Here is a 19,467-nt window from a genome sequence, read left to right as displayed (position 1 = left end):
AAAGTGCATAGTTTTAACTACAGTCTGCGACCAATAAATCAACACCAAGCTTAGCAAGGCAAAAATCAACATCGCTAAGGGCAAAAATTGTAAGCCATAATAAGCTATTACCTTTCCTCCAACAAAAGTTCCCACAGCAATTCCCAAGTTGCCAAGAGAAGTAGAAAGACTACTGCCTAATTCAAAAGGCAGCTTGGTTGTCTTCTGTAAGAATGCAGTTGCATTCAAGTATACAGGTGTATAAAATAGGCTCCACATGGATACAATTAAAACCGTCAAGATAGATTCACTTCCCGAAATATAAAGAAGTAAAGCTATTAGAGCTGCTCCCATAATGTAAAACACATTGCTGTAAACCACACCTTTAGACAATACCTTCCCTCCTATATACATGGCTACAACACCTATCAATCCAAATAAAAGCACCATATTCCCAACCATTAGACCAGACATATTCTTCTCTTTACTCAAATAGTCTGCAAAATAGCTGTAAACGCTAAACCACATCGCTAAAATAAATAAATTAACTAATGCACTTCTTATAAAAGAGAGATCTCTAAAAACCACTAATTCTTTAGTGTTAAACACTTTTGTATCACCTGGAACACAAGGTAAAAAGATATAAATAGCCATAAAGGCAATACTACTCACAATTCCCTGAATTAAAAAAATGGCTTCTAACCCATAGCCATTTGTCAAGTATGTAGCCAAGGGAATAGTAGTAAAAGACGCAATAGTAATACCGCTAAATACAATACTCATCATCTGACTGTGCTTATCTTCTGGCGAAAATCGAACCGCTATAGAAAGCGCATTGGCAATATAGACTGGCTGTAGTAAGGCAGAGATAAGCCTCAGAGTAAACAACAACCAAAAAGGAGGTAAACTCACTGAGATAAAACTTGAGATTACAAATAAAGCTAAGGCTAATAGCATTACTTTCTTTTTGTCCATTCGAACAGTTAAAACAGTCATCAAAGGACCTAAGAAGGCAATCACTAAAGCAAATCCACTTAAAAGCCAACTTGCTTGATCTATTGAAATTCTATAATGTGAAGCTATCTGGGGCAGTACTCCAATAACACCAAACTCTGTTGTAATAATACTCAGCAGTCCTAAGGCTCCTACGTAGGCATATTTCTTCATAAAAATTTAATCCATACTTTTGCTTAATCAAAAGCAGTTATACATCTCATTGTATTCTGTAAATACTAAGGCAAAAGTAAAGAGCGAGTTTAGAGTAAACTATACAAGCGATTTTTGTGAGTAACTAACAATTTTGTAAGTAATGGCAAAAAGAAAAGAAAATTCAACCAATAATATCAATAGGGAGTACATCACAACTAATTGTGATGCAATCTATACAATCTGCAAAATAGGTGGAAGATGGAAGATGATGATCTTATTTTACCTTGAGGAATATGGCACACTGCGCTTTAACGAACTAAAAGAGAAAACTGTTGGGATTACTGACCGCATGCTTTCTCTACAATTAAAGGAGTTAGAAGCTGACAACTTAGTTACAAGACAAGTATATGCGGAAGTCCCTCCACGAGTAGAGTACTCCTTAACGAATATAGCTAAAGACCTTTTGCCTATTTGGCCAGCATTAGAAGATTGGGGAACAAAACACCGTGCTTTAAGTGCTGTAAAACAAGAAGATTCAAAATAGCCTTGAGGGAAATATAACGTTATATACCGCCATACCTGACAAAACTACCAAGTATCAACATCACAATGCTAATGGTCGTCACAGACAAGATGTGAAAAGTCATTAAAGGCAACTTTTGAATATCAGTCTTTAGGCGTGGTAATACATAAAACTGAGCACTTAATGCAAATAAAGCAATCGTGATCAGGCAAGCTAATTTTAGTGATACTACACGTTCTATGGGGGTTTCAAAAGTAAACCAGTTTGCCAACTTTACATTGTAGATATAGGCCATGCGTACACCTGTCAACAACATTACAAATAACGCAGGCATACCAAACCACTCATATCTACTCTCAAAGTTAAACAACTTCGCAACTGACTTCTCTTTCCAAACTTGAGGTAGTATCACAACACTTAATAAAATATGCCCTCCTACCCAAATAGTCGCGCCTAATAAGTGAAGTATTAATAAAAGGTGTAATTCATTCATAACATGCTATTTTTTTAAATATGATATAAGAAAGCTCAAGACACTAATAGGCAAAAGTACTGAAGCCCAAAACAAGGATAAAGGAGTATTCTCTATCCAAACAATATGCATAAAACCTTGTAAGCCCTGAACAAACAATAGAAATTCAGTAAGGACAAACCCAAATAGTAAGCTGAGTATCCCTATTTTAGTAAAAATATTAACATACATTTTTTTCTGTTGTATCATCAACCATAAGCCAAACCCACTCAAGACTCCTAACATATTCAAATGGATAAACCCCACAATCCAACTGCGCAATGCTTGCAATTCGTTGGCTATAGATTCTGATATTACTAACAACTGTGTCCCTATACGCATTGTAAAGCATATTCCTGCTAATATTAATAAAAGCCACACAAAGTTAGCTTCGTTATTATCTCGTTGCTTAAACATCTTATAAACGGGATTTAATAAATATCCCACAGAATAAAACTGCAATAAAACGCCTACTGCATTTAAGTAATGAAGTATAGGTAATTCTACATACCAACTCACGGGTAGAGCATAAGTGAGTATTACAGATACTATCCAAGTGTAATAAAAAGGCTTAAACTTAGATAAAGAGTATCCTTTAAATACAATAGCAAACAACAACGTCAAAAAGGCAGTTAAGAACCAACCGTCAAACTGGAAGTGCAGAAAGAACTGTATGCAAATTTGATAAAAAGCACTTGCTTTACCCATCATGCCAACTGCTGGTCCCAAACACCAAACGCCTAAAGTAGAAAATGCCATAAAGAACAAGGATGTTTTTAATAAAACACCTTGCTGCTTTCCTGAGACAGTGTTGTTCTTCCACAGATGCACGACAAATACATAAGAACAGATAATGTGCAATGTAGAAAAGCTAATAGAAGCAGCGGCATATCCCATAAAGGGAAAAGTCACCCCCATTCCAAGCACAGCCAATTGGGTTACCCAAAATAGTCGCGTGTAAAATGTATTTTCCTTATCGTTTTTTAATCCAAACTGTTGCACAAACAATACGTAAACCAGTAAATACAACCAACCTAATAAAGCAATATGAGAGTGCGTATGTAAAACATATAAAAACGTCACTCCTTCTATCGGATAAACGAAAATACTTCTCAACAAAAGCCCCAATAAAGCAGCTATTAAAAAGTTGAATAGAGGAATGATATAATAGATTGGTTTCATATGTTATAATACAAGAAGTGCCTTATACTAAAGGTAAGGCACTTCTATCTAAATTGAAAATCTTAACTAAACTTTTGTTCTAATGCAACTGCACTTGGAAATAATATGTTGTTTTCTAAGTGAATGTGTTTGTGTAAATCCTCTTCAAACTCCTTCAACATAGCATAAGTTACCTTATAAGTATTACATCCATCAGCTGGAGGAGTATAATTATTAGACAGTGCTGCTATTTTGCGGAAGCGATCTCCTTCACCATCATGCTCATGCATCATCATGGCAACTGGATTTTGAACACTCCCAAAGTGAGGAGTATCTAATGGTTGTCCAGAAATAGTAGCAGATACCATTTTGCGAATAAATGGGAAAAGTACTAATTCTTCTTTCTTCAAGTGTTGACTTAATTCACCAGCACATCCGATAAACAGTTCATTAATTTCTATTAATTCAGGATGTCTATCTCCATGTACGCGACTAAGCTTATTCAAGAACTGTAACAATACTGGTATCTTCTCCTCCACATAGCGATGGTGAGTCTTCTCAATATAATCAGCTAATAAATCCAAAGGCCAGTGTCTAAAGTCAATATTGTTTTCAGCTTGATGCGTTAACAACTTTTCTAACTCGTTAATAAGTTCCTCTTGATCTACTGATTTTCTCTCACATACTTCATCAATTGTACGTCCTCCTTTACAGCAGAAATCAATTCCATATTTATTAAATACTGCTGCTGTTCTAAAATCTTCTGCTACAAATGAGCCCACTGTTCTATTTTTCATGATTGTCTTTTTTTAATGTTAATTTGAATACAAATAATACGATTGCAAATATTCCGACTGTAAAGATTACATCCCCTATTGTACGTAGCCATTTCAGCGTATTCATTGCCGGTAATTGCATTAACTCACTTGAGCGAGCGTACCACATACCATGTTGAATACTTTCAATAGCTTGCCATATACCGATTGGCAACAAACTTAAAAGTGCCATTAGTAGCAAACCTAAGTTCAATCCCCAAAAGCCTATTTTTAATAACTTCTCATTCCATTGTACATTCCTGTAGATACTTCTTAATACGAAAAGCATTAGTCCAATCCCCAACATTCCGTACACACCAAACAAAGCAGTATGACCGTGAAGAGGGGTTGTATTTAACCCTTGTACATAATACAGTGCTATGGGTGGATTAATAATAAAACCAAATACACCAGCTCCTAAGAAGTTCCAAAAAGCGACAGCAACCATAAAGTATATCGGCCATTTATAGTCTTGTAACCAACCTTTATGTGTAGATATTTTATAGTTCTCATAAGCCTCGTACCCTATTAAAGTTAATGGCACAACTTCTAATGCACTAAATGTTGCTCCTAAAGCCATTACTGCCGTAGGTGTACCAGAAAAATACAAGTGATGGAAAGTACCGATAATACCACCTGACATAAAAACAATGGTTGAGAATAAGGCTCCATTAGTCGCTGTTTTCGTTTTAATCAATCCCATTCGAACAAATAAAAACGCCAATACTACAGTTGCAAATACTTCAAAGAAACCTTCAACCCATAAATGCACTACCCACCATCTCCAGTATTCTGCAATGGCTAAGTTTGTTTGTCTTCCCCACATTAATCCAGCACCATAAAATAAGGCAATGGCTCCACAAGAAATTAAGAATAAGATTATCAAATTGCGGTGTTGACTGCCCTTTTCTTTCAATACGGGGATAAGAGGTCTTATCATTAAAGCTAACCAAACAAATAATCCCACGAATAAGAATATTTGCCAAAAGCGACCTAAGTCTACGTACTCATATCCTTGATGTCCAAACCAGAAGTTTTGTACCAAGTCAAGCTTTTGCATAATCCCAAACCACTGTCCTATCATCGATCCCAATACAATAATTAGCAAAGCAACAAATAGGAAGTTTACTCCGAATACCTGAAACTTTGGATCTTTTCCACCGACAGCCGGAGAAATATAAAGTCCTGTTCCTAACCAAGCAGTTGCAATCCAAAAAATAGCTAATTGAGTATGCCATGTACGAGTAACAGAATAAGGTAAAATCTTATCTAATGGAATGCCGTATAATCCTTGCCCTTCTACACCATAGTGAGCCGTAATAATACCTAATCCCACCTGTAACAACATCAATAAGCAAACAACCCAGAAATACTTCTTCAGAATTGTCATACTCTTAGTCACTGTTCCATTTGATACTGGGTCTTTGACTGGTACCATTTCTTCTTCTTCCTGTTTAGAAGCTACGTGATAATACACCAATACCCCAACAGTAAAAATCAATAAGATAATACTCACACCTGACCAGGCTAACAGAGGTGTAGTAGCAACATTTCCAACCAAGTCCTCTGCAGGCCAGTTGTGCGTGTAACTGATATCGCTATCAGGTCTATTCGTTACCGTAGCCCATGTTGCCCAAAAGAAGAAAGCATTCATTTGCTGTAATCTCACTGGGTCAGTAATTGAATTATTGGGAATTGCATAGTCTTTTCGCAATTGTGCAAATTCAGGGTCATCAGTAAATAACTTGCTATAATACTCCTGTAAATACAGCCTTGCCATATTGCGTTCGGGTGTTATCGTTAATATCCCTGTTGCTTTATCATACGTATTAGGTCTGATATTAGCTTGTAAGTGTGCTTTTAAATAAGCTTGTTCTTCTAAAGAACTTTCAGCATAAGTTTTATTATACTTTTCCTTTGCGTAATAATCTAATAAATACAAAGCTTCGCGATGTAAATAGTCTGCAGTCCAATCAGGGGCTACGTATGCACCATGTCCCCATACAGATCCAACCTCCTGACCACCGATACTCTGCCAAACATTTTGACCGTCTTTGATATCTTTATCAGATAAGATTACTTCACCAGTAGTCGTCTTGACTTCAGTTGGTACAGGAGGAGCTTCTTGGTAAATTTCTATACCATAATAACCCAGTACCCCAAACGAGAATAACATCACTATCGCAAATGCTATCCATAATTTCTTTTGTTTATTACTCATACTCTTTTAATAAAGGATATTTTTGTCTTTTATTAGTTTTAAAAAAAAGGGAATAAATTCCCTATCTATGATTACACTTTTAAGAAAGTATCACCAGACTTGGTACCATTGGCTAACTCTCTTAAAGTTGTATTCTCTAACATTTGTCGCAACCCCTCTCGGATAGCTTTAAATTTAAAATGAACAGGGCATGGATGAGTTTCCGAGCACTGTGCTAACCCTAAACCACATCCCTTGTATATCGAATCACCATCGATGATATTCACCACCTCACATAACTTAATGCTATCGAGATTAGTTATGGGGATCTCAAATCCACCTCCCACTCCCTTCACGGATTCGACGATACCACTTTTAGAAAGCTTTTGTAATATCTTAGCAGTAAAAGCTTCCGGAGCATCAATCTCCTTGGCAATCTCTTTAAAGCCTACGCGTTCCCCTTTCAATGATGACACTGAAATAAACACAACAGAACGAATAGCATATTCGCAAGCTTTTGAAAACATATTTCACTTTTTAACATTACAAAGATATAAAAACATTTTAATATAAAAGACAAAAACATCTTCTATTTAGCACTAAAAAAAAGCTGTAAATAATAACACCTTATTTTACAGCTTTTAATATTTCTTTATCTAAATACAATATCCTTCACAACTTCTTTGCCCAGCTCTTCATTCAATAATGCAATAATCTTAGACTTTCCATACGTAAGTTCTTCCCTGACTATTGGCGAAGACAATGCTACATAAAGAGTATTGCGCTTGAGAAATACGTCTTGAGTATAATTAGCAATTCCAGGACCTAAAATAGATCGCCAAGCATTCTTAACATCTAAATTGTCAATACCACTTTCAAGGTTATTCTCCTTAATAATGATCTTTAAGATATCTTGGATACTACTCTCCTCTCTAAGGCGTTTATGTACTTCAAATTTTTTCACGATATAATTACTTCAAACTAAATGGAACAGGTCTCTTGTAGTAATACATGATATCATTCTCATTCTTGACAACAAGTTGTTCCTTATTAATCTTGACAATCTCCTCTTTCCATTCAGCAAATTCTGTTTTATAATGCAAGAAGGTACCTTCATTTGTAAACTCAACTGTTAGATCTTCTTGGATGTCATTAGTAAGGTATTCTCCGTTAAACTGAGGCATTACCTTTTGGCGAAATCCAACTCCATTTTCCTCAATTTGAAAAAAATCGATGGAAGAATTAATAGTATAATCTTTTTCTTCTTCATTTGGCAGCTTAGCCTTCACTATTTCCCAGTACCCATTAATTTCTTTTATGTCACCAGAATTGATACTTTGGCTACAACCAAAAGTAACGAATAGCATAGTTAAAGCTAAAAAAGAATATAAATATCTCATATTTCTACTATTTAAAGAATGAATCAACGAACTCATACTTATTAAACACTTGCAAGTCTTCAATCCCTTCACCAACACCTATATACTTAACAGGTATTTGGAACTGATCAGAAATACCAATCACAACACCACCTTTAGCAGTTCCATCTAACTTAGTTACAGCAAGGCAATTCACCTCTGTAGCGGCAGTAAATTGTTTTGCTTGTTCAAAAGCATTTTGCCCTGTAGAACCATCTAAAACAAGTAATACATCATGAGGTGCATCTCCAACAACTTTTTGCATAACGCGTTTCACCTTAGACAATTCATTCATTAGATTAACCTTATTGTGTAAACGTCCAGCAGTATCAATGATCACTACATCGGCATTTTGAGTAACAGCTGACTGCAAGGTATCAAACGCTACAGAAGCAGGGTCACTTCCCATTTGTTGTCTAACAATTGGCACGCCAACTCTATCTGCCCAAACCTGCAACTGATCTATCGCAGCAGCTCTAAAGGTATCTGCAGCACCTAAAACAACACTCAAGCCAGCTTTCTTAAATTGATAAGCCAATTTTCCAATTGTGGTTGTTTTACCAGCACCGTTTACTCCTACTACCATAATGACATAAGGCTTTTTATCCTTAGGAACTTCAAATTCAGTTGCCTCTCCAGATTTAGTTTCGGATAGTAAACCAGCAATCTCCTCTCTTAAAATTTGATTTAATTCTTCTGTACCAACATACTTGTCACGAGAAACTCTTTCCTCTATGCGTTCGATAATTTTAAGTGTTGTATTTACACCAACATCTGAACTAACAAGAACTTCCTCTAAATTATCCAATACATCGTCATCAACCTTAGACTTTCCAGCAACAGCCTTAGTTAATTTAGAGAAAAAAGAAGTCTTCGACTTTTCAAGACCTTTATCTAAAGTTTCCTTCTTATCAGAAGAAAATAACTTCTTAAAAAAACTCATAATACACCTATTAATAGCTACAAATATAGAAAATATCTATTTATAACTATATATTCTTTTATTCGTCAAGAATAAACTATAATTATTCAAAATAAAAAAAGCTGCCTTATCAGACAGCTTTTTTTCAAGATTTTATAATGGTAAAATTACTTCTTGTTAAAGAATTCATCCACAAAATCAGGAGCCATAACAGACTCAACAAATGTGTAAGCACCAGTTTTTGGTGATTTAACCATTTTTATCGCTTTAGTCAACTTCTTAGAAGATGTTCTTAAAGTTGCTACGGTTTTCTTTGCCATGACTAACTAATTATTTAATTTCTTTGTGAACTGTTACTTTCTTCATGATAGGGTTGAATTTTTTAATCTCCAATCTATCAGGTGTGTTTTTCTTATTCTTAGTCGTAATGTATCTTGAAGTTCCTGGTAAACCAGATGCTTTATGTTCAGTACATTCTAAGATTACTTGTATTCTGTTACCTTTCTTTGCCATCTTATTCTATTTTTTGTGGTATGAATTATTTTACTAACCCTTTTGCTTTAGCATCTTTCAATACCGCAGTAATACCTTTTTTATTAATTGTTTTTAATGCAGATGTTGATAATTTCAATGTTACCCATCTGTCTTCTTCAGCAATGTAGAAACGTTTTTTAACTAAGTTTACAGAAAACTTTCTCTTAGTTTTATTCATCGCGTGAGAAACGTTGTTTCCAACCATTGCTCTTTTACCAGTAATTTCACAAACTCTTGACATTATTTCTTATCTTTTATTTCAATATTCAAAATCAGGGTGCAAAGTAACGAAAAAGAAAATTATCTTACAAATTCTTTTAGGTTATTTTTTTAATATTTCATTATATATCAATTCTAAACCCTTTGCTATTGCGCTATTTATAACCTTTTCCCTTGGTTGTCCTAACTCATATTTTTTTGCAAATATACGAGAAGGTGTTGCAATCCCAATATATACTGTTCCTACTTCAACATCAGAATCTCCCTTCGACGGTCCAGCATTTCCAGTAGTTGCTATAGCGTAATCACTCTTAAACTTTAATCGCGATTGCAGTGCCATTTCCATAGCTACCTCTTCACTAACTACTGAATGTTGTTGTATTGTTTCAGGATTAACTCCTAAAATACTTACTTTACTCTCTGTTGCATAACAAATAATTCCTCCTTTAAAGTAAGCCGAGGAACCTGGTAACGCATTGAACAAAACTGCAAAACGTCCACCTGTACAACTTTCTGCAAAAGAAATAGTTTTATTTCGATTTTGCAACTCTTTTATGACAATTTCAGGAAAATCAATATCTTCATATGCCCTTATGTAAGGCAATACCTTTTCGGGAATCAAAGAAACCTGATTATCAATCTCTTTCAATAATAATTCACGATCACTCCCCCTGGTTGATAATCGCAATCTAACTTTCCCAGGACTTGGCAGATAAGCAAGCTTTATATTTGGAGGCATTCTATCTTCCCACTCTGCTAAATATTCAGCTAATAAACTCTCGCCAATACCATAAGTGATTATCGTTTTATGAACATTAAATACACCTTGAAAGTGTTTCTTAATATAAGGCACTAATTCTTCTTCAAAAATGGTTTTCATTTCAAAAGGAACTCCTGGAAAAGAAACAAAAGTGGTATTCTCTTTTTGCATCAACATACCTGGAGCAGTACCTACTGTATTAAATAAAACAGTAGAAGTAGAAGGTACTAAAGCCTGTTGCTTATTAATATCAGAAATAGGCTTTTTAAAAATACTTTCCAACAGTACAGTGACGTGTTCAAGTACTTTGCTATTCTCAACTAAGACATCATCAAAAAACTCACAAAAGACCTTCTTAGTAACATCATCCTTAGTCGGACCTAAACCACCAGTTAAAATAACCAAGTCACGTTTTCCAACACAATTCGCCAAAGCCTTCTTTATCTCCTCACTTTTATCTGAAATAGTAAGGATCTCATCGACCTGAAAACCAAGTTTATCTAATTCCTTAGCTAAATACGCAGAGTTAGTATCGATAATTTGACCTATCAATATTTCATCTCCAATCGTTACAATGCTTGCGTGCATAAGTATTCGCTTTATAAGTCAAAATCTTTCTTTATCTCTTTACGAGCATTTTTCACATGCATTTGAAAAGATTTGAAAATTTCTTTCACTTCCTTTGTCTTTCCTTGATCCAAAGTCCACTCTTGAATTTGATTAGCCTCGTCAATAGCTTGATCAACACCTAAAAACTCCAAGGAAGGTTTTAAGCTCTTTATATGCTTTTCTACTTTAGCATACTCTTTCTCGTCAATCCCCTTTTTAATCTTCTTTAATCGCTTTTTTGAGTCCAATAGAAAATCAATCAGTCGGGCGCGTACTAACTCCTTATCATTATTATACTCCCTATATAAAGGTCCTAAATCGTAATATAACGCCATACAATTATTTTACATTTAAACGCAGTACCTTCTTGCCTTCGATTGTAGCTTCAAGAACATCTCCTTCAAAAACTTTACCCACTCCTGCAGGTGTTCCTGTAAATATTAAATCGCCTTTTTTCAACGTAAAATACTTTGACACTTCAGCTATAACTTCATCAATATTCCAAATCATCTGAGAGGTAGACGCCTTTTGAACTATATTGTTATTCTGTTCTAATGTAAAAACGCTATCATAAAGATTACTAAGCTCACTCTTATCAAAAAACTCTCCCACAGCTGCAGCCCCATCAAACGATTTAGCCTTCTCCCATGGCAAGCCTTTCTCTTTTAGCCTAGACTGTACATCTCTTGCTGTAAAATCAATTCCCAATGTTACTTCATCATAGTATTTTGAAGCAAACTTCGGTTCGATATACTTTCCTACCTTGGTGATTTTTACCACTACTTCAACTTCGTAATGCACGTCATTTGAAAATTCAGGAATAACAAAAGGCACCTCTTTTCCCAATAAAGCAGAATCAGGCTTAATAAACAAGACAGGTTCTGCTGGTCGTTCATTATTTAACTCCTCAATATGATCAACATAATTACGACCAATACATAGAATTTTCATATTCTATTACTTTTAATTTAAAACTTAGTATTCAGTTTTCGCAATTTAATTGCTGTCAACACTTTTTTGGTATACAAAGGAAAATCAGCATTCTGAATCCAACCATAATAGCCTGGCTCATTCTCTAATACTTCTTCAACAAGCGCACCTTTGTGTTTTCCAAAAGTAAAAATCTCTTGATCATCTTCGTTCAATGCAATAAAACCTGCAAAATCAACACTTTTCTTACGCGTAGTAAACTCAGATAAAAACTTCATATCATTTTCCAAATCCTCGTAACGATCCAATTGAGCTTTCAAGATTTCATAAGTTGCATTTGTATCTGCCTCAGCTGAATGCGCATTTTCCAAAGATTCATTACAATAAAAGCGATAAGCTGCACTTAAAGTTCGCTCTTCTTTCTTGTGAAAAATAGTTTGTATATCTACAGATACGCGATTTCCCATATCAAAATCAACACCTGCACGCAACAACTCTTCGACCAATAAAGGAATGTCAAAACGATCCGAGTTGAAACCAGCCAAGTCTGAATCTTTTATCATATTAAAAATAAGCGGTGCTAACTCCTTAAAAGTTGGTTCATTTGCAACTTTCTCGTCAGTTATTCCGTGTATAGCTATTGACTGAGGAGGAATAGGGCGCTCGGGATTCACTAACCAAGTTTTACTTTCCTTATTCCCATTCGGAAATACTTTTAAGATTGCTATTTCTACGATTCTATCTCTTGCTACATCGATGCCTGTTGTCTCTAAATCAAAAAAACAAATAGGTCTATTTAATTTCAACTCCATTATTCAAATTGTTTAACTACAAATATAGGAAATGTAAATCAGTAGGTAATATGTAAAATAGTTAACTTTTATCAATTACATGAAACAAAAATAGGTCATCTACAATAATTAGATAACCTATCTCTGATTTTAAAAATATTAAAATTCTATTATTAGCCTACTTTTTCTTCAAATGGAGATTTTTTTACTTCATCTTCAATATCACATGACAAACTTTCTAAAAATGCTGTAATGTCATTTACCTGTTCATCCGTCAACTCTTTGTTGCTTTGAAGTTTTCCCATAATGCGAACAGCTTCTTTCAAGTCTACGATTGAACCATCGTGGAAATAAGGACTTGTATGTTGAATATTGCGCAATCCTGGAACTTTAAACATATATTTCTCTCCTTCTTTTTTAGATAAATCGTATAACCCTGCATCTATATTTTTAGATTTTGTCAACTCCCAGTAATCTCCATATACTCCAAATTTCTGAAACATTTGTCCACCCAATGCCACACCATTATGACAAGTAATACACCCTGTACTAATAAATTCTTCGAGACCTTTTTTCTCTTGGGCAGTTAAAGCTTTATCATCACCTTCTAAAAACTTGTCAAATCTACTCTCTGGGTTTAAAGTTCTTTCGAAGGCACCGATAGCTCCTGTCAGATTTTCAAATGTAATTGGGTCTGCTTCCCCTTGATATACCTCTGCGAACATCTTTTGATACATCTCAATTTTTTTTATGCGATCTATCAATTGTTTTTCACTTTTAATATTGTGTTCTACAGGATTTAATATAGGTCCTCCTGCTTGTTCCTCAACATCCTTGGCTCTACCATCCCAAAATTGCATTTTATGCAACGAAGCATGAAACACTGTTGGCGAATTTCGTCCACCTAAAGATCCGTCATCACCTGGTGAAAACGCTTTATTATCTACTCCAAAAGTTTCAAGATTATGACAGGAGTTACAACTTATATTTCCCTCGCCTGAAAGACGAGTGTCAAAATAAAGATACTTACCTAATGCTACTTTATTGTCGTCCAGCTTTTCGTATTCTACTGATGAAATAGGTTGAAAGAATGTTTTCGCTTTAGTTAATAACTCTGACTCTATATTGTTCGATTCTGTATTCTCTTGAGTTGTCGTTGTCTTTTTACAAGCTACAAAAGAACAAAGCACTGCAAGTGCTAACACTTTTTTCATGGTTAATTATTTTAGTATTGTCGCTATTAGTTTTATACACTAAAATTACCCATACTACTATACTATAATTATGACAAATATCAGATTAAACCAAAATAACGTTTACTTAAAAACAAGTAATAAAACATATTAATAATTCAAATAAACTATCTAAAAAAAACACATTGAATAAATATTATTTTGTTTTATTAAAATATTATTCTATTTTGGTGGTAACCAATTCAACTTACTATGAAAAGTTTTTTAACATTATCGACTATTACAGTTGGCTTATTGTTTCTTACAAGCTGCCAGACAACTGAAACAATAGTATCCTCACCGTACTCGTTAAATAAAAGTAACAACAATATCTACTCAGCTAAAACTTTTATGTTTAAAAACTACTACTTCACATATAACAATGGCGAGGCAACGTTAGTTTATCAACAAGACAAAAAGTTAAACAACGACTCGAAACCAGTCTTTTTATCTCTAAAAGAAAATAGTGAGGTAACAAAATACCAAGAATTCATTGATGAAGATAGAGAAATCATCGTAAGGATTATAAGTGATCATGAAGTGAGATTAAGAGTCAATAAATCATCTTATACCTTATACAACCCAAACTATGTTAAAGAAGCAAATGCTGATACAGATAAGATTCTCGCAGACATTGCTATATGGAGAAACTCCAAATATTAATAAAAGAAAGCTATACTTAAAAGTATAGCTTTCTTTTATTATAAAGCAGGTTCATACCCCTTAACTTCCTCCTTAAACCATTCAGGTATTTCAATTGTTTTTTTCTCCCTCATATCTACCATTACCTGAGCACTTGTTCCCATAGCATGTACTATAATACTATTGTCTTTCCCATCACTGATTATAGCGTATTCGATATCGAAACTCTTAGTACCCAATCTAGAAATACGCACACCTATCCTGGGATTTCTTACATTTAATTTAATTTCCTTTATATAGTTACAAGTAATGTTCGCAATTACGAACATATCCTTCATCCAATCCCAAGTTCGAGATGCTTCGTCCACATACTTCCCTCTACCTATTTGAAAATACTCTATATAATAAACATTATTAACATGTCCCAAGGCGTCCATATCATTCCAGCGAACTTCTAATGGTGCAAAAAATCGATAATCTGTTATATTAAATTCCATCTGTTATAAACTTTTTTTGAAAGATATAAAAATGTGCCAATACACACGCAATAGTTAGCGTTTCTTTTTCACTATATCAACCAAATCATACTGTAGAATCTTAGGATCTTTCTTTAATGAGAATCGCTTCGTTATTGAAAACCTAAAACTATTATTGGTCAACTGTGTTTGATATTCATCTTTAAAGTTCAAGTAAAGTGAGTTTAAGATAGAAGTCACACCTATCACCCAATCATCACTTTGATAATACAAAGCAAATCTTCCCATCACCTGAGGATTGACAATAAAACGTGTATTATCAGTGAGCAAATTCTTTTCAATAGCTCCATTTATTCCAAGAGTAAAGGAACCTGCTACTAAAAAATTGCGGAAAGCAACCCAATTGTAACCATAACCCACATGAGGCCCGATGCTAATCGTTCTCTTATCGTAGTCAGATATGATATCTGAAAAAGAAGGAATATTTTTTAAAGTACTATAAAAAACACCTGCACCTACCAATAAAGAACCAGCTGATTTCAACTGCTTTTCACTATTGTCATAAGCTGCTGCAACAGAATACTTACGCGAATTAAAAACGTGCTGATACAATACTCCATAAAGGTTAATCTTTAAATTGTCATAGTGATTATACTCATTGCTCTTAGAGATTGGCAAGGAGAACCCTTTATACTGCTGAAAATATATATCTAATACTTGATTCTTGCCGTAGTAATGATACTTCAAATCCCTGGCTTTTGTTTTTGCTTTTGCCTTATCTCTCAGAAACGGAAAGCCGTAACTATAACTCAAAGATGAATTCTTCCACGAAAATCCTAACCCTATACTGGTTGGTTTATTTGGTTCAAAAGAATACTTGTCCGAATCCTCTAAAGTGTAATCTAAAGACAATAAGTCACGCGTCCCAAATATTTTTATACCATAATTGGTCTGATACTTGCCAACATACAAAGAATCTACTTGGCCGAAAGTTGGCCAATAGAACAAAGCAACTAAACTAATTATACTGTATTTTAATTTCATGCAATAAAAAAAACCTTTAGTCAAAACTAAAGGTTTTTCATCATTTAATTATTTATTCTTTTAATTTTCATCATAATCAAACTGGTGAAAATCTTCGAAGTTAACAACTTCATCGCAATTAGCTTCAGAATACTTCTCTTCTCCTGAATCAAACAATACAAAATTTAATCGTTTAAATAGTAAATCAAGCATTTTCTTTTGTCCCTCAGCATCAAGATCCATTTTCATTTTCACAACGTGATCTTTCAAAGGAGTGCTTCTTTCAAGGTCAACACAAATCAAAACAATTTCAAAATTGTGTATACCTGTCAATGAAACTCCTACTACCTTAAACTTGTTACTATCTACATTAAAGTAGTCGCCTATACTACTAATGTAATTCCCCTTATTTGCAGCGATTGTATCTGAGATATCAGCTGCTACACTTCCTACGAAGTCATTGTACTGTACTTTTGCTTTCATAAACAACAAATTTTAATTTTTCTTTTCACAAGCGAAGATAGTAAAACATTAGTTCTTAACACAATATAGCTTTCGTTTTCAGACTCTATCAATAAACGAGCATTCACAAAGAAAAATCAAAGATTTTTATATCAAAAAAGATAAATAATAACACATTTTTAATACATAAGTACACAATAAGTTATTTTTTTAATACAATTATCAACTTAAAGCAATTAAAGTTATTTTTATTTAATAATAATACATATTTCACTTAATTAGTAATAATAAATTAAAAATACGAAGAATCAACATACATTATTCACAATATTTTATTCAAAAATAACAAATAAAACATCTACAACCCCTCCTTTCCTTTAACACTTTTTATCCAAAAAGGATACTTTTTAAAGTTTTGACAATTAATAGCAGTTATTAGCCCCTCTTATTTAGCCCTTTTCCTTTTAAAGGACATAAGCATTTATAACTAAATTTTAATATTAACTTCTTTTAGACTTCTCAGTGCTTTCATGACAAACGCATACATTGACTTACTCTTATCTGAGGAGTTCCACCATCTCATACAAGTTTCCTCAACAAAAGTAGGTTGAGATTTCGATGCATCATTTAACCAATTAGCGACACTATCTTTTACATATTTTGATGAATCCCCTTTTAGCGCTTCTAACAACGGTAATCCTAATTCTGGTTTCTCTTTTAATTCATTTATATGCTTACACCAAACACCTCTTGGACGAGTTGATTCAGTAGTAAACCTGCGGATATACTCATTCTCATCTTTCGTCCATTCAAACAATAGACTCAAACTTTCTTCTAAGTGCTCAATAATATCCTCTCGCACAGCCATCCAACAAATCTCTCTCACTCCAAAATGACTATCAGCAGCAAAATCTCTAATGGCCATGAGTTTATCGGCAATAGTAAACGACTCGTTATAATGAATAAAATAAGTAGCCCAACAACGAACCAAATCACTCTTGTGATTCTTTAGTAAATGAAAGAGTTCACTATCGCTATCTTCATTAGACAAATGATATAGTGTATATCCGATACACTGATTTATAGTGTTTACTGTTTTCTTTTCTAAACCGTCTACGGCATCTAAAACACAGTTGATATAATTCTCTCTATCCAAAGAGATTAAAACATTCTTGACTAAAACACGCTGATCAATAGCTAACCACTCTGTCAAATTAACACTTGACAATTCCCCCGCATTCAAACCAGATAATACATCTACTGGAATATCTTTTATTGATCGAGCTCCTTTCCTTTTTTCCATTTCCTTTCTTATAAAAAAATAAAGCCCAGTGAGCTTTATTTAATGATCCATTATGATTTCAATTTTTTTATCTTATCCTTTATCTTCTTATCAACTTCTTTGATATAATACTCTGCTAAAGAGAAACTCGATTCAATATTACTCGTTATTACAGCAAGTTCGCCCTCTATAAAGTAATTTACCTCCTTGACGTACATACACTGATCCACATTAAACTCATCGGAATTTCTATCTACATGAAACACCAACTGTTGACTAACAACCAAAGCTATGCGATTCTTATCAAAATAATAAGCATCTAACATTTCTTTATCTATCTTACGCACAACAATTTTTTGAATTTCATGTTTATCATTGTAGTATAAAGTAGTTAAACCAACCACAACCTTAGTAGCAAACTCTTTTGTTGATACTTCAGACCAATCTTTAATAGCATTAATACAATTAAATACTTTGACTACTGGTTTGACAACACTAATACTTGACTCTGTATATTCCAACTCACTTTCCTGTGTAATTTGCTCCAGCAAACTATTTGAAAGCTTATCATCTACAGACAATGCTCGTTCGTACATCAGCATTATATCATCTGTGTTTATTGTATCACTTTTACACGAAGTCGCAATAAGAGAACAAAAAACTACGCATACAAATAAAAAAACACGATTAGTCATAACTTTAATTAATTTTAATCACAATTTAACAATTATAATTATAATACTAAAGTCAAAACCTATTTAATTTTTACAGTATACTTTTTAGGTCTAAGCGATTGCTATAATCCACGTCCAAATATCTATAACCAATCATCCCTTCTTCGTCTACAAAGTACACAGCGGGTACTGATAATTCCACTTTCTCAGTCTGATTTAAAAGCTTCAAATCTAAACCTAAAGCTTCATAATGTGGTTGCACAAAATCTTGAAGTTCAAAATTAATCCCCAAGGCCTTACCTATCGCCAATCCCCAATCTTGTACAATGCGAAAAGGCATTTGCATCTCAGCTTTCCATTTCTTTAAGAGTGCAACATTCATAGGAGATACCACAATTACCTCAACGCCTTTTTCTTCCAATTCTTTTTGATAACTCATTAGATGAGCAAGCTCTACATTACAAAAAGGACACCAACTTCCCCTTACAAAACTTACCAACGCTTTCTTCCCTTTAAACAAATCGACAATGGAAATCAACTGCTCATTCTCATCAACTACTGGGACAGAAGGAAACGCCATTCCCACTTCAGATACTCTACCAAATTCTTGTGTTTTCAAATCTGCTATCGAATCGCCAAATGCTGTTAATACTTCTATAGGTAATTGCGTTTGCATACCTTGAGTCACCTCGGCTAATGCCTGTTTTATTTCTTTCATAATAAAGTCTTATTTTTGCAAAGGTGATAATCCGTTTATTACTATACAATACCGCATATATTCCCCCCATAGGGATAAAAAAGTCACTTTTATGAATACAAAGGCACGAGCAATAGAAGAAAAAATTTGTCCACTTGAATTTGCTGTTAATGCAATCAGTGGAAAGTGGAAGATTCCCATCGTTTGGCAGATCAACCAAGGTCATAAACGCCCAAGTGAAATGCTTAAAGGAATTATGAAAGTAGACCGCCGCGTACTCAATCAACAACTAAAAGAGTTAGAACAAGATGGAGTATTATACAAAGTAAATTATAATGAACTTCCGCCAAAGGTAGAATATCATCTAACCTCATTAGGAGAACAATTAGTAGAAGTACTATGGAAATTAAATGCTTGGGGAGAGACCTTATTAAAACAAAAAGAGACTAATAAATAGT

The 19,467-nt window shown here is 34.0% G+C and carries 26 protein-coding genes; 3 read left to right on the top strand and 23 right to left on the bottom strand.

Annotated elements, in window-relative coordinates; all coding sequences use genetic code 11:
• A partial coding sequence (locus GJV76_RS12065) for an MFS transporter (protein ID WP_155092867.1) occupies window positions 1-1,146 on the bottom strand: 1,146 nt, incomplete at its 3' end.
• Between the two features lie 142 nt (window positions 1,147-1,288).
• Between GJV76_RS12065 and GJV76_RS12060 the strand changes: the two genes are divergently transcribed.
• Entirely contained in the window at window positions 1,289-1,672 is a 384-nt protein-coding gene (locus GJV76_RS12060) for a winged helix-turn-helix transcriptional regulator (RefSeq protein WP_155092866.1), read from the top strand.
• A 19-nt stretch (window positions 1,673-1,691) separates the two neighbouring features.
• Here GJV76_RS12060 and GJV76_RS12055 read toward each other — a convergent pair whose 3' ends face one another.
• The 16 genes from GJV76_RS12055 to GJV76_RS11980 form a co-directional block, all read right to left on the bottom strand.
• Window positions 1,692-2,144: a CopD family protein gene (locus tag GJV76_RS12055; RefSeq protein WP_155092865.1), complete on the bottom strand. Its 453-nt coding sequence runs from the start codon at window positions 2,142-2,144 to the stop codon at window positions 1,692-1,694.
• 6 nt (window positions 2,145-2,150) lie between these two features.
• Window positions 2,151-3,344, bottom strand: coding sequence for a hypothetical protein (locus GJV76_RS12050; protein WP_155092864.1), 1,194 nt, complete (start codon window positions 3,342-3,344; stop codon window positions 2,151-2,153).
• 62 nt (window positions 3,345-3,406) lie between these two features.
• On the bottom strand, window positions 3,407-4,120 hold the full coding sequence (gene ric / locus GJV76_RS12045) for an iron-sulfur cluster repair di-iron protein (protein WP_155092863.1): 714 nt from the start codon (window positions 4,118-4,120) through the stop codon (window positions 3,407-3,409).
• The gene (locus GJV76_RS12040; protein ID WP_155092862.1) at window positions 4,110-6,359 is read right to left on the bottom strand and encodes a nitric-oxide reductase large subunit; all 2,250 of its coding nucleotides are present in this window, start codon (window positions 6,357-6,359) and stop codon (window positions 4,110-4,112) included. Before GJV76_RS12040 ends, ric begins: the two co-directional genes overlap by 11 nt.
• 71 nt (window positions 6,360-6,430) lie before the next feature.
• On the bottom strand, window positions 6,431-6,865 hold the full coding sequence (locus tag GJV76_RS12035; RefSeq protein ID WP_155092861.1) for an RrF2 family transcriptional regulator: 435 nt from the start codon (window positions 6,863-6,865) through the stop codon (window positions 6,431-6,433).
• A gap of 125 nt (window positions 6,866-6,990) precedes the next feature.
• The gene (locus GJV76_RS12030) at window positions 6,991-7,302 is read right to left on the bottom strand and encodes a DUF721 domain-containing protein (RefSeq protein WP_160338975.1); all 312 of its coding nucleotides are present in this window, start codon (window positions 7,300-7,302) and stop codon (window positions 6,991-6,993) included.
• Between the two features lie 7 nt (window positions 7,303-7,309).
• Window positions 7,310-7,738, bottom strand: a complete 429-nt coding sequence (locus tag GJV76_RS12025) for a hypothetical protein (RefSeq protein ID WP_155092860.1) — start codon at window positions 7,736-7,738, stop codon at window positions 7,310-7,312.
• A gap of 7 nt (window positions 7,739-7,745) precedes the next feature.
• Window positions 7,746-8,699, bottom strand: coding sequence for a signal recognition particle-docking protein FtsY (gene ftsY / locus GJV76_RS12020; RefSeq protein ID WP_155092859.1), 954 nt, complete (start codon window positions 8,697-8,699; stop codon window positions 7,746-7,748).
• Between the two features lie 146 nt (window positions 8,700-8,845).
• A complete protein-coding gene (locus tag GJV76_RS12015) occupies window positions 8,846-8,998 on the bottom strand; it encodes a DUF4295 domain-containing protein (protein WP_155092858.1) in 153 nt (50 codons plus the stop codon).
• A gap of 10 nt (window positions 8,999-9,008) precedes the next feature.
• The gene (gene rpmG, locus GJV76_RS12010; protein ID WP_006260303.1) at window positions 9,009-9,191 is read right to left on the bottom strand and encodes a 50S ribosomal protein L33; all 183 of its coding nucleotides are present in this window, start codon (window positions 9,189-9,191) and stop codon (window positions 9,009-9,011) included.
• Window positions 9,192-9,216: 25 nt separating this feature from the next.
• Window positions 9,217-9,453, bottom strand: a complete 237-nt coding sequence (gene rpmB, locus GJV76_RS12005) for a 50S ribosomal protein L28 (RefSeq protein ID WP_006260304.1) — start codon at window positions 9,451-9,453, stop codon at window positions 9,217-9,219.
• An 81-nt stretch (window positions 9,454-9,534) separates the two neighbouring features.
• Window positions 9,535-10,779, bottom strand: a complete 1,245-nt coding sequence (locus GJV76_RS12000; RefSeq protein WP_155092857.1) for a CinA family nicotinamide mononucleotide deamidase-related protein — start codon at window positions 10,777-10,779, stop codon at window positions 9,535-9,537.
• An 11-nt stretch (window positions 10,780-10,790) separates the two neighbouring features.
• Window positions 10,791-11,135: a histidine kinase gene (locus GJV76_RS11995; RefSeq protein ID WP_155092856.1), complete on the bottom strand. Its 345-nt coding sequence runs from the start codon at window positions 11,133-11,135 to the stop codon at window positions 10,791-10,793.
• A 4-nt stretch (window positions 11,136-11,139) separates the two neighbouring features.
• Complete coding sequence (locus GJV76_RS11990; RefSeq protein WP_155092855.1) at window positions 11,140-11,751, bottom strand: fumarylacetoacetate hydrolase family protein; 612 nt, start codon at window positions 11,749-11,751, stop codon at window positions 11,140-11,142.
• A gap of 17 nt (window positions 11,752-11,768) precedes the next feature.
• The gene (locus GJV76_RS11985) at window positions 11,769-12,542 is read right to left on the bottom strand and encodes a 3'-5' exonuclease (protein ID WP_155092854.1); all 774 of its coding nucleotides are present in this window, start codon (window positions 12,540-12,542) and stop codon (window positions 11,769-11,771) included.
• Between the two features lie 152 nt (window positions 12,543-12,694).
• Entirely contained in the window at window positions 12,695-13,735 is a 1,041-nt protein-coding gene (locus GJV76_RS11980) for a cytochrome-c peroxidase (RefSeq protein ID WP_155092853.1), read from the bottom strand.
• Between the two features lie 369 nt (window positions 13,736-14,104).
• Here GJV76_RS11980 and GJV76_RS11975 point away from each other — a divergent pair, with 369 nt between their 5' ends.
• Window positions 14,105-14,416 carry a hypothetical protein gene (locus tag GJV76_RS11975; protein WP_230381547.1) on the top strand — a complete coding sequence of 104 codons (312 nt, stop codon included), beginning with the start codon at window positions 14,105-14,107 and terminating at the stop codon, window positions 14,414-14,416.
• Between the two features lie 38 nt (window positions 14,417-14,454).
• On the opposite strand, the gene GJV76_RS11970 is transcribed toward GJV76_RS11975, so the two are convergent.
• The 6 genes from GJV76_RS11970 to GJV76_RS11945 all read right to left on the bottom strand — a co-directional run bounded on the left by GJV76_RS11970 (window position 14,455) and on the right by GJV76_RS11945 (window position 19,030).
• Entirely contained in the window at window positions 14,455-14,892 is a 438-nt protein-coding gene (locus GJV76_RS11970) for an acyl-CoA thioesterase (RefSeq protein ID WP_155092851.1), read from the bottom strand.
• 54 nt (window positions 14,893-14,946) lie between these two features.
• On the bottom strand, window positions 14,947-15,915 hold the full coding sequence (locus GJV76_RS11965) for a DUF4421 family protein (protein ID WP_155092850.1): 969 nt from the start codon (window positions 15,913-15,915) through the stop codon (window positions 14,947-14,949).
• A 60-nt stretch (window positions 15,916-15,975) separates the two neighbouring features.
• Window positions 15,976-16,377 (bottom strand): hypothetical protein, encoded by a 402-nt coding sequence (locus GJV76_RS11960; protein WP_155092849.1) that lies wholly within the window; start codon window positions 16,375-16,377, stop codon window positions 15,976-15,978.
• Window positions 16,378-16,843: 466 nt separating this feature from the next.
• Entirely contained in the window at window positions 16,844-17,659 is an 816-nt protein-coding gene (locus tag GJV76_RS11955; RefSeq protein ID WP_155092848.1) for a DNA alkylation repair protein, read from the bottom strand.
• 50 nt (window positions 17,660-17,709) lie between these two features.
• Window positions 17,710-18,333: a hypothetical protein gene (locus tag GJV76_RS11950; RefSeq protein ID WP_155092847.1), complete on the bottom strand. Its 624-nt coding sequence runs from the start codon at window positions 18,331-18,333 to the stop codon at window positions 17,710-17,712.
• 70 nt (window positions 18,334-18,403) lie between these two features.
• Window positions 18,404-19,030, bottom strand: coding sequence for a redoxin family protein (locus GJV76_RS11945; protein WP_155092846.1), 627 nt, complete (start codon window positions 19,028-19,030; stop codon window positions 18,404-18,406).
• A gap of 91 nt (window positions 19,031-19,121) precedes the next feature.
• On the opposite strand from GJV76_RS11945, the gene GJV76_RS11940 reads away from it, so the two are divergent.
• Entirely contained in the window at window positions 19,122-19,466 is a 345-nt protein-coding gene (locus GJV76_RS11940) for a winged helix-turn-helix transcriptional regulator (protein WP_155092845.1), read from the top strand.
• Window position 19,467: the final 1 nt, after the last annotated feature.

This window comes from Myroides albus (assembly GCF_009711045.1).
Classification (GTDB): Bacteria; Bacteroidota; Bacteroidia; order Flavobacteriales; family Flavobacteriaceae; genus Flavobacterium; species Flavobacterium album_A.
This window is presented reverse-complemented; position numbering and strand designations above follow the sequence as displayed.

Coding starts and splice junctions, on each gene's coding strand:
- GJV76_RS12060 (WP_155092866.1), top strand. CDS start 1,289: ATGGCAAAAAGAAAAGAAAATTCAACCAATAATATCAATAGGGAGTAC.
- GJV76_RS12055 (WP_155092865.1), bottom strand. CDS start 2,144: ATGAATGAATTACACCTTTTATTAATACTTCACTTATTAGGCGCGACT.
- GJV76_RS12050 (WP_155092864.1), bottom strand. CDS start 3,344: ATGAAACCAATCTATTATATCATTCCTCTATTCAACTTTTTAATAGCT.
- ric (WP_155092863.1), bottom strand. CDS start 4,120: ATGAAAAATAGAACAGTGGGCTCATTTGTAGCAGAAGATTTTAGAACA.
- GJV76_RS12040 (WP_155092862.1), bottom strand. CDS start 6,359: ATGAGTAATAAACAAAAGAAATTATGGATAGCATTTGCGATAGTGATG.
- GJV76_RS12035 (WP_155092861.1), bottom strand. CDS start 6,865: ATGTTTTCAAAAGCTTGCGAATATGCTATTCGTTCTGTTGTGTTTATT.
- GJV76_RS12025 (WP_155092860.1), bottom strand. CDS start 7,738: ATGAGATATTTATATTCTTTTTTAGCTTTAACTATGCTATTCGTTACT.
- ftsY (WP_155092859.1), bottom strand. CDS start 8,699: ATGAGTTTTTTTAAGAAGTTATTTTCTTCTGATAAGAAGGAAACTTTA.
- GJV76_RS12015 (WP_155092858.1), bottom strand. CDS start 8,998: ATGGCAAAGAAAACCGTAGCAACTTTAAGAACATCTTCTAAGAAGTTG.
- rpmG (WP_006260303.1), bottom strand. CDS start 9,191: ATGGCAAAGAAAGGTAACAGAATACAAGTAATCTTAGAATGTACTGAA.
- rpmB (WP_006260304.1), bottom strand. CDS start 9,453: ATGTCAAGAGTTTGTGAAATTACTGGTAAAAGAGCAATGGTTGGAAAC.
- GJV76_RS12000 (WP_155092857.1), bottom strand. CDS start 10,779: ATGCACGCAAGCATTGTAACGATTGGAGATGAAATATTGATAGGTCAA.
- GJV76_RS11995 (WP_155092856.1), bottom strand. CDS start 11,135: ATGGCGTTATATTACGATTTAGGACCTTTATATAGGGAGTATAATAAT.
- GJV76_RS11990 (WP_155092855.1), bottom strand. CDS start 11,751: ATGAAAATTCTATGTATTGGTCGTAATTATGTTGATCATATTGAGGAG.
- GJV76_RS11985 (WP_155092854.1), bottom strand. CDS start 12,542: ATGGAGTTGAAATTAAATAGACCTATTTGTTTTTTTGATTTAGAGACA.
- GJV76_RS11980 (WP_155092853.1), bottom strand. CDS start 13,735: ATGAAAAAAGTGTTAGCACTTGCAGTGCTTTGTTCTTTTGTAGCTTGT.
- GJV76_RS11975 (WP_230381547.1), top strand. CDS start 14,105: ATGTTTAAAAACTACTACTTCACATATAACAATGGCGAGGCAACGTTA.
- GJV76_RS11970 (WP_155092851.1), bottom strand. CDS start 14,892: ATGGAATTTAATATAACAGATTATCGATTTTTTGCACCATTAGAAGTT.
- GJV76_RS11965 (WP_155092850.1), bottom strand. CDS start 15,915: ATGAAATTAAAATACAGTATAATTAGTTTAGTTGCTTTGTTCTATTGG.
- GJV76_RS11960 (WP_155092849.1), bottom strand. CDS start 16,377: ATGAAAGCAAAAGTACAGTACAATGACTTCGTAGGAAGTGTAGCAGCT.
- GJV76_RS11955 (WP_155092848.1), bottom strand. CDS start 17,659: ATGGAAAAAAGGAAAGGAGCTCGATCAATAAAAGATATTCCAGTAGAT.
- GJV76_RS11950 (WP_155092847.1), bottom strand. CDS start 18,333: ATGACTAATCGTGTTTTTTTATTTGTATGCGTAGTTTTTTGTTCTCTT.
- GJV76_RS11945 (WP_155092846.1), bottom strand. CDS start 19,030: ATGAAAGAAATAAAACAGGCATTAGCCGAGGTGACTCAAGGTATGCAA.
- GJV76_RS11940 (WP_155092845.1), top strand. CDS start 19,122: ATGAATACAAAGGCACGAGCAATAGAAGAAAAAATTTGTCCACTTGAA.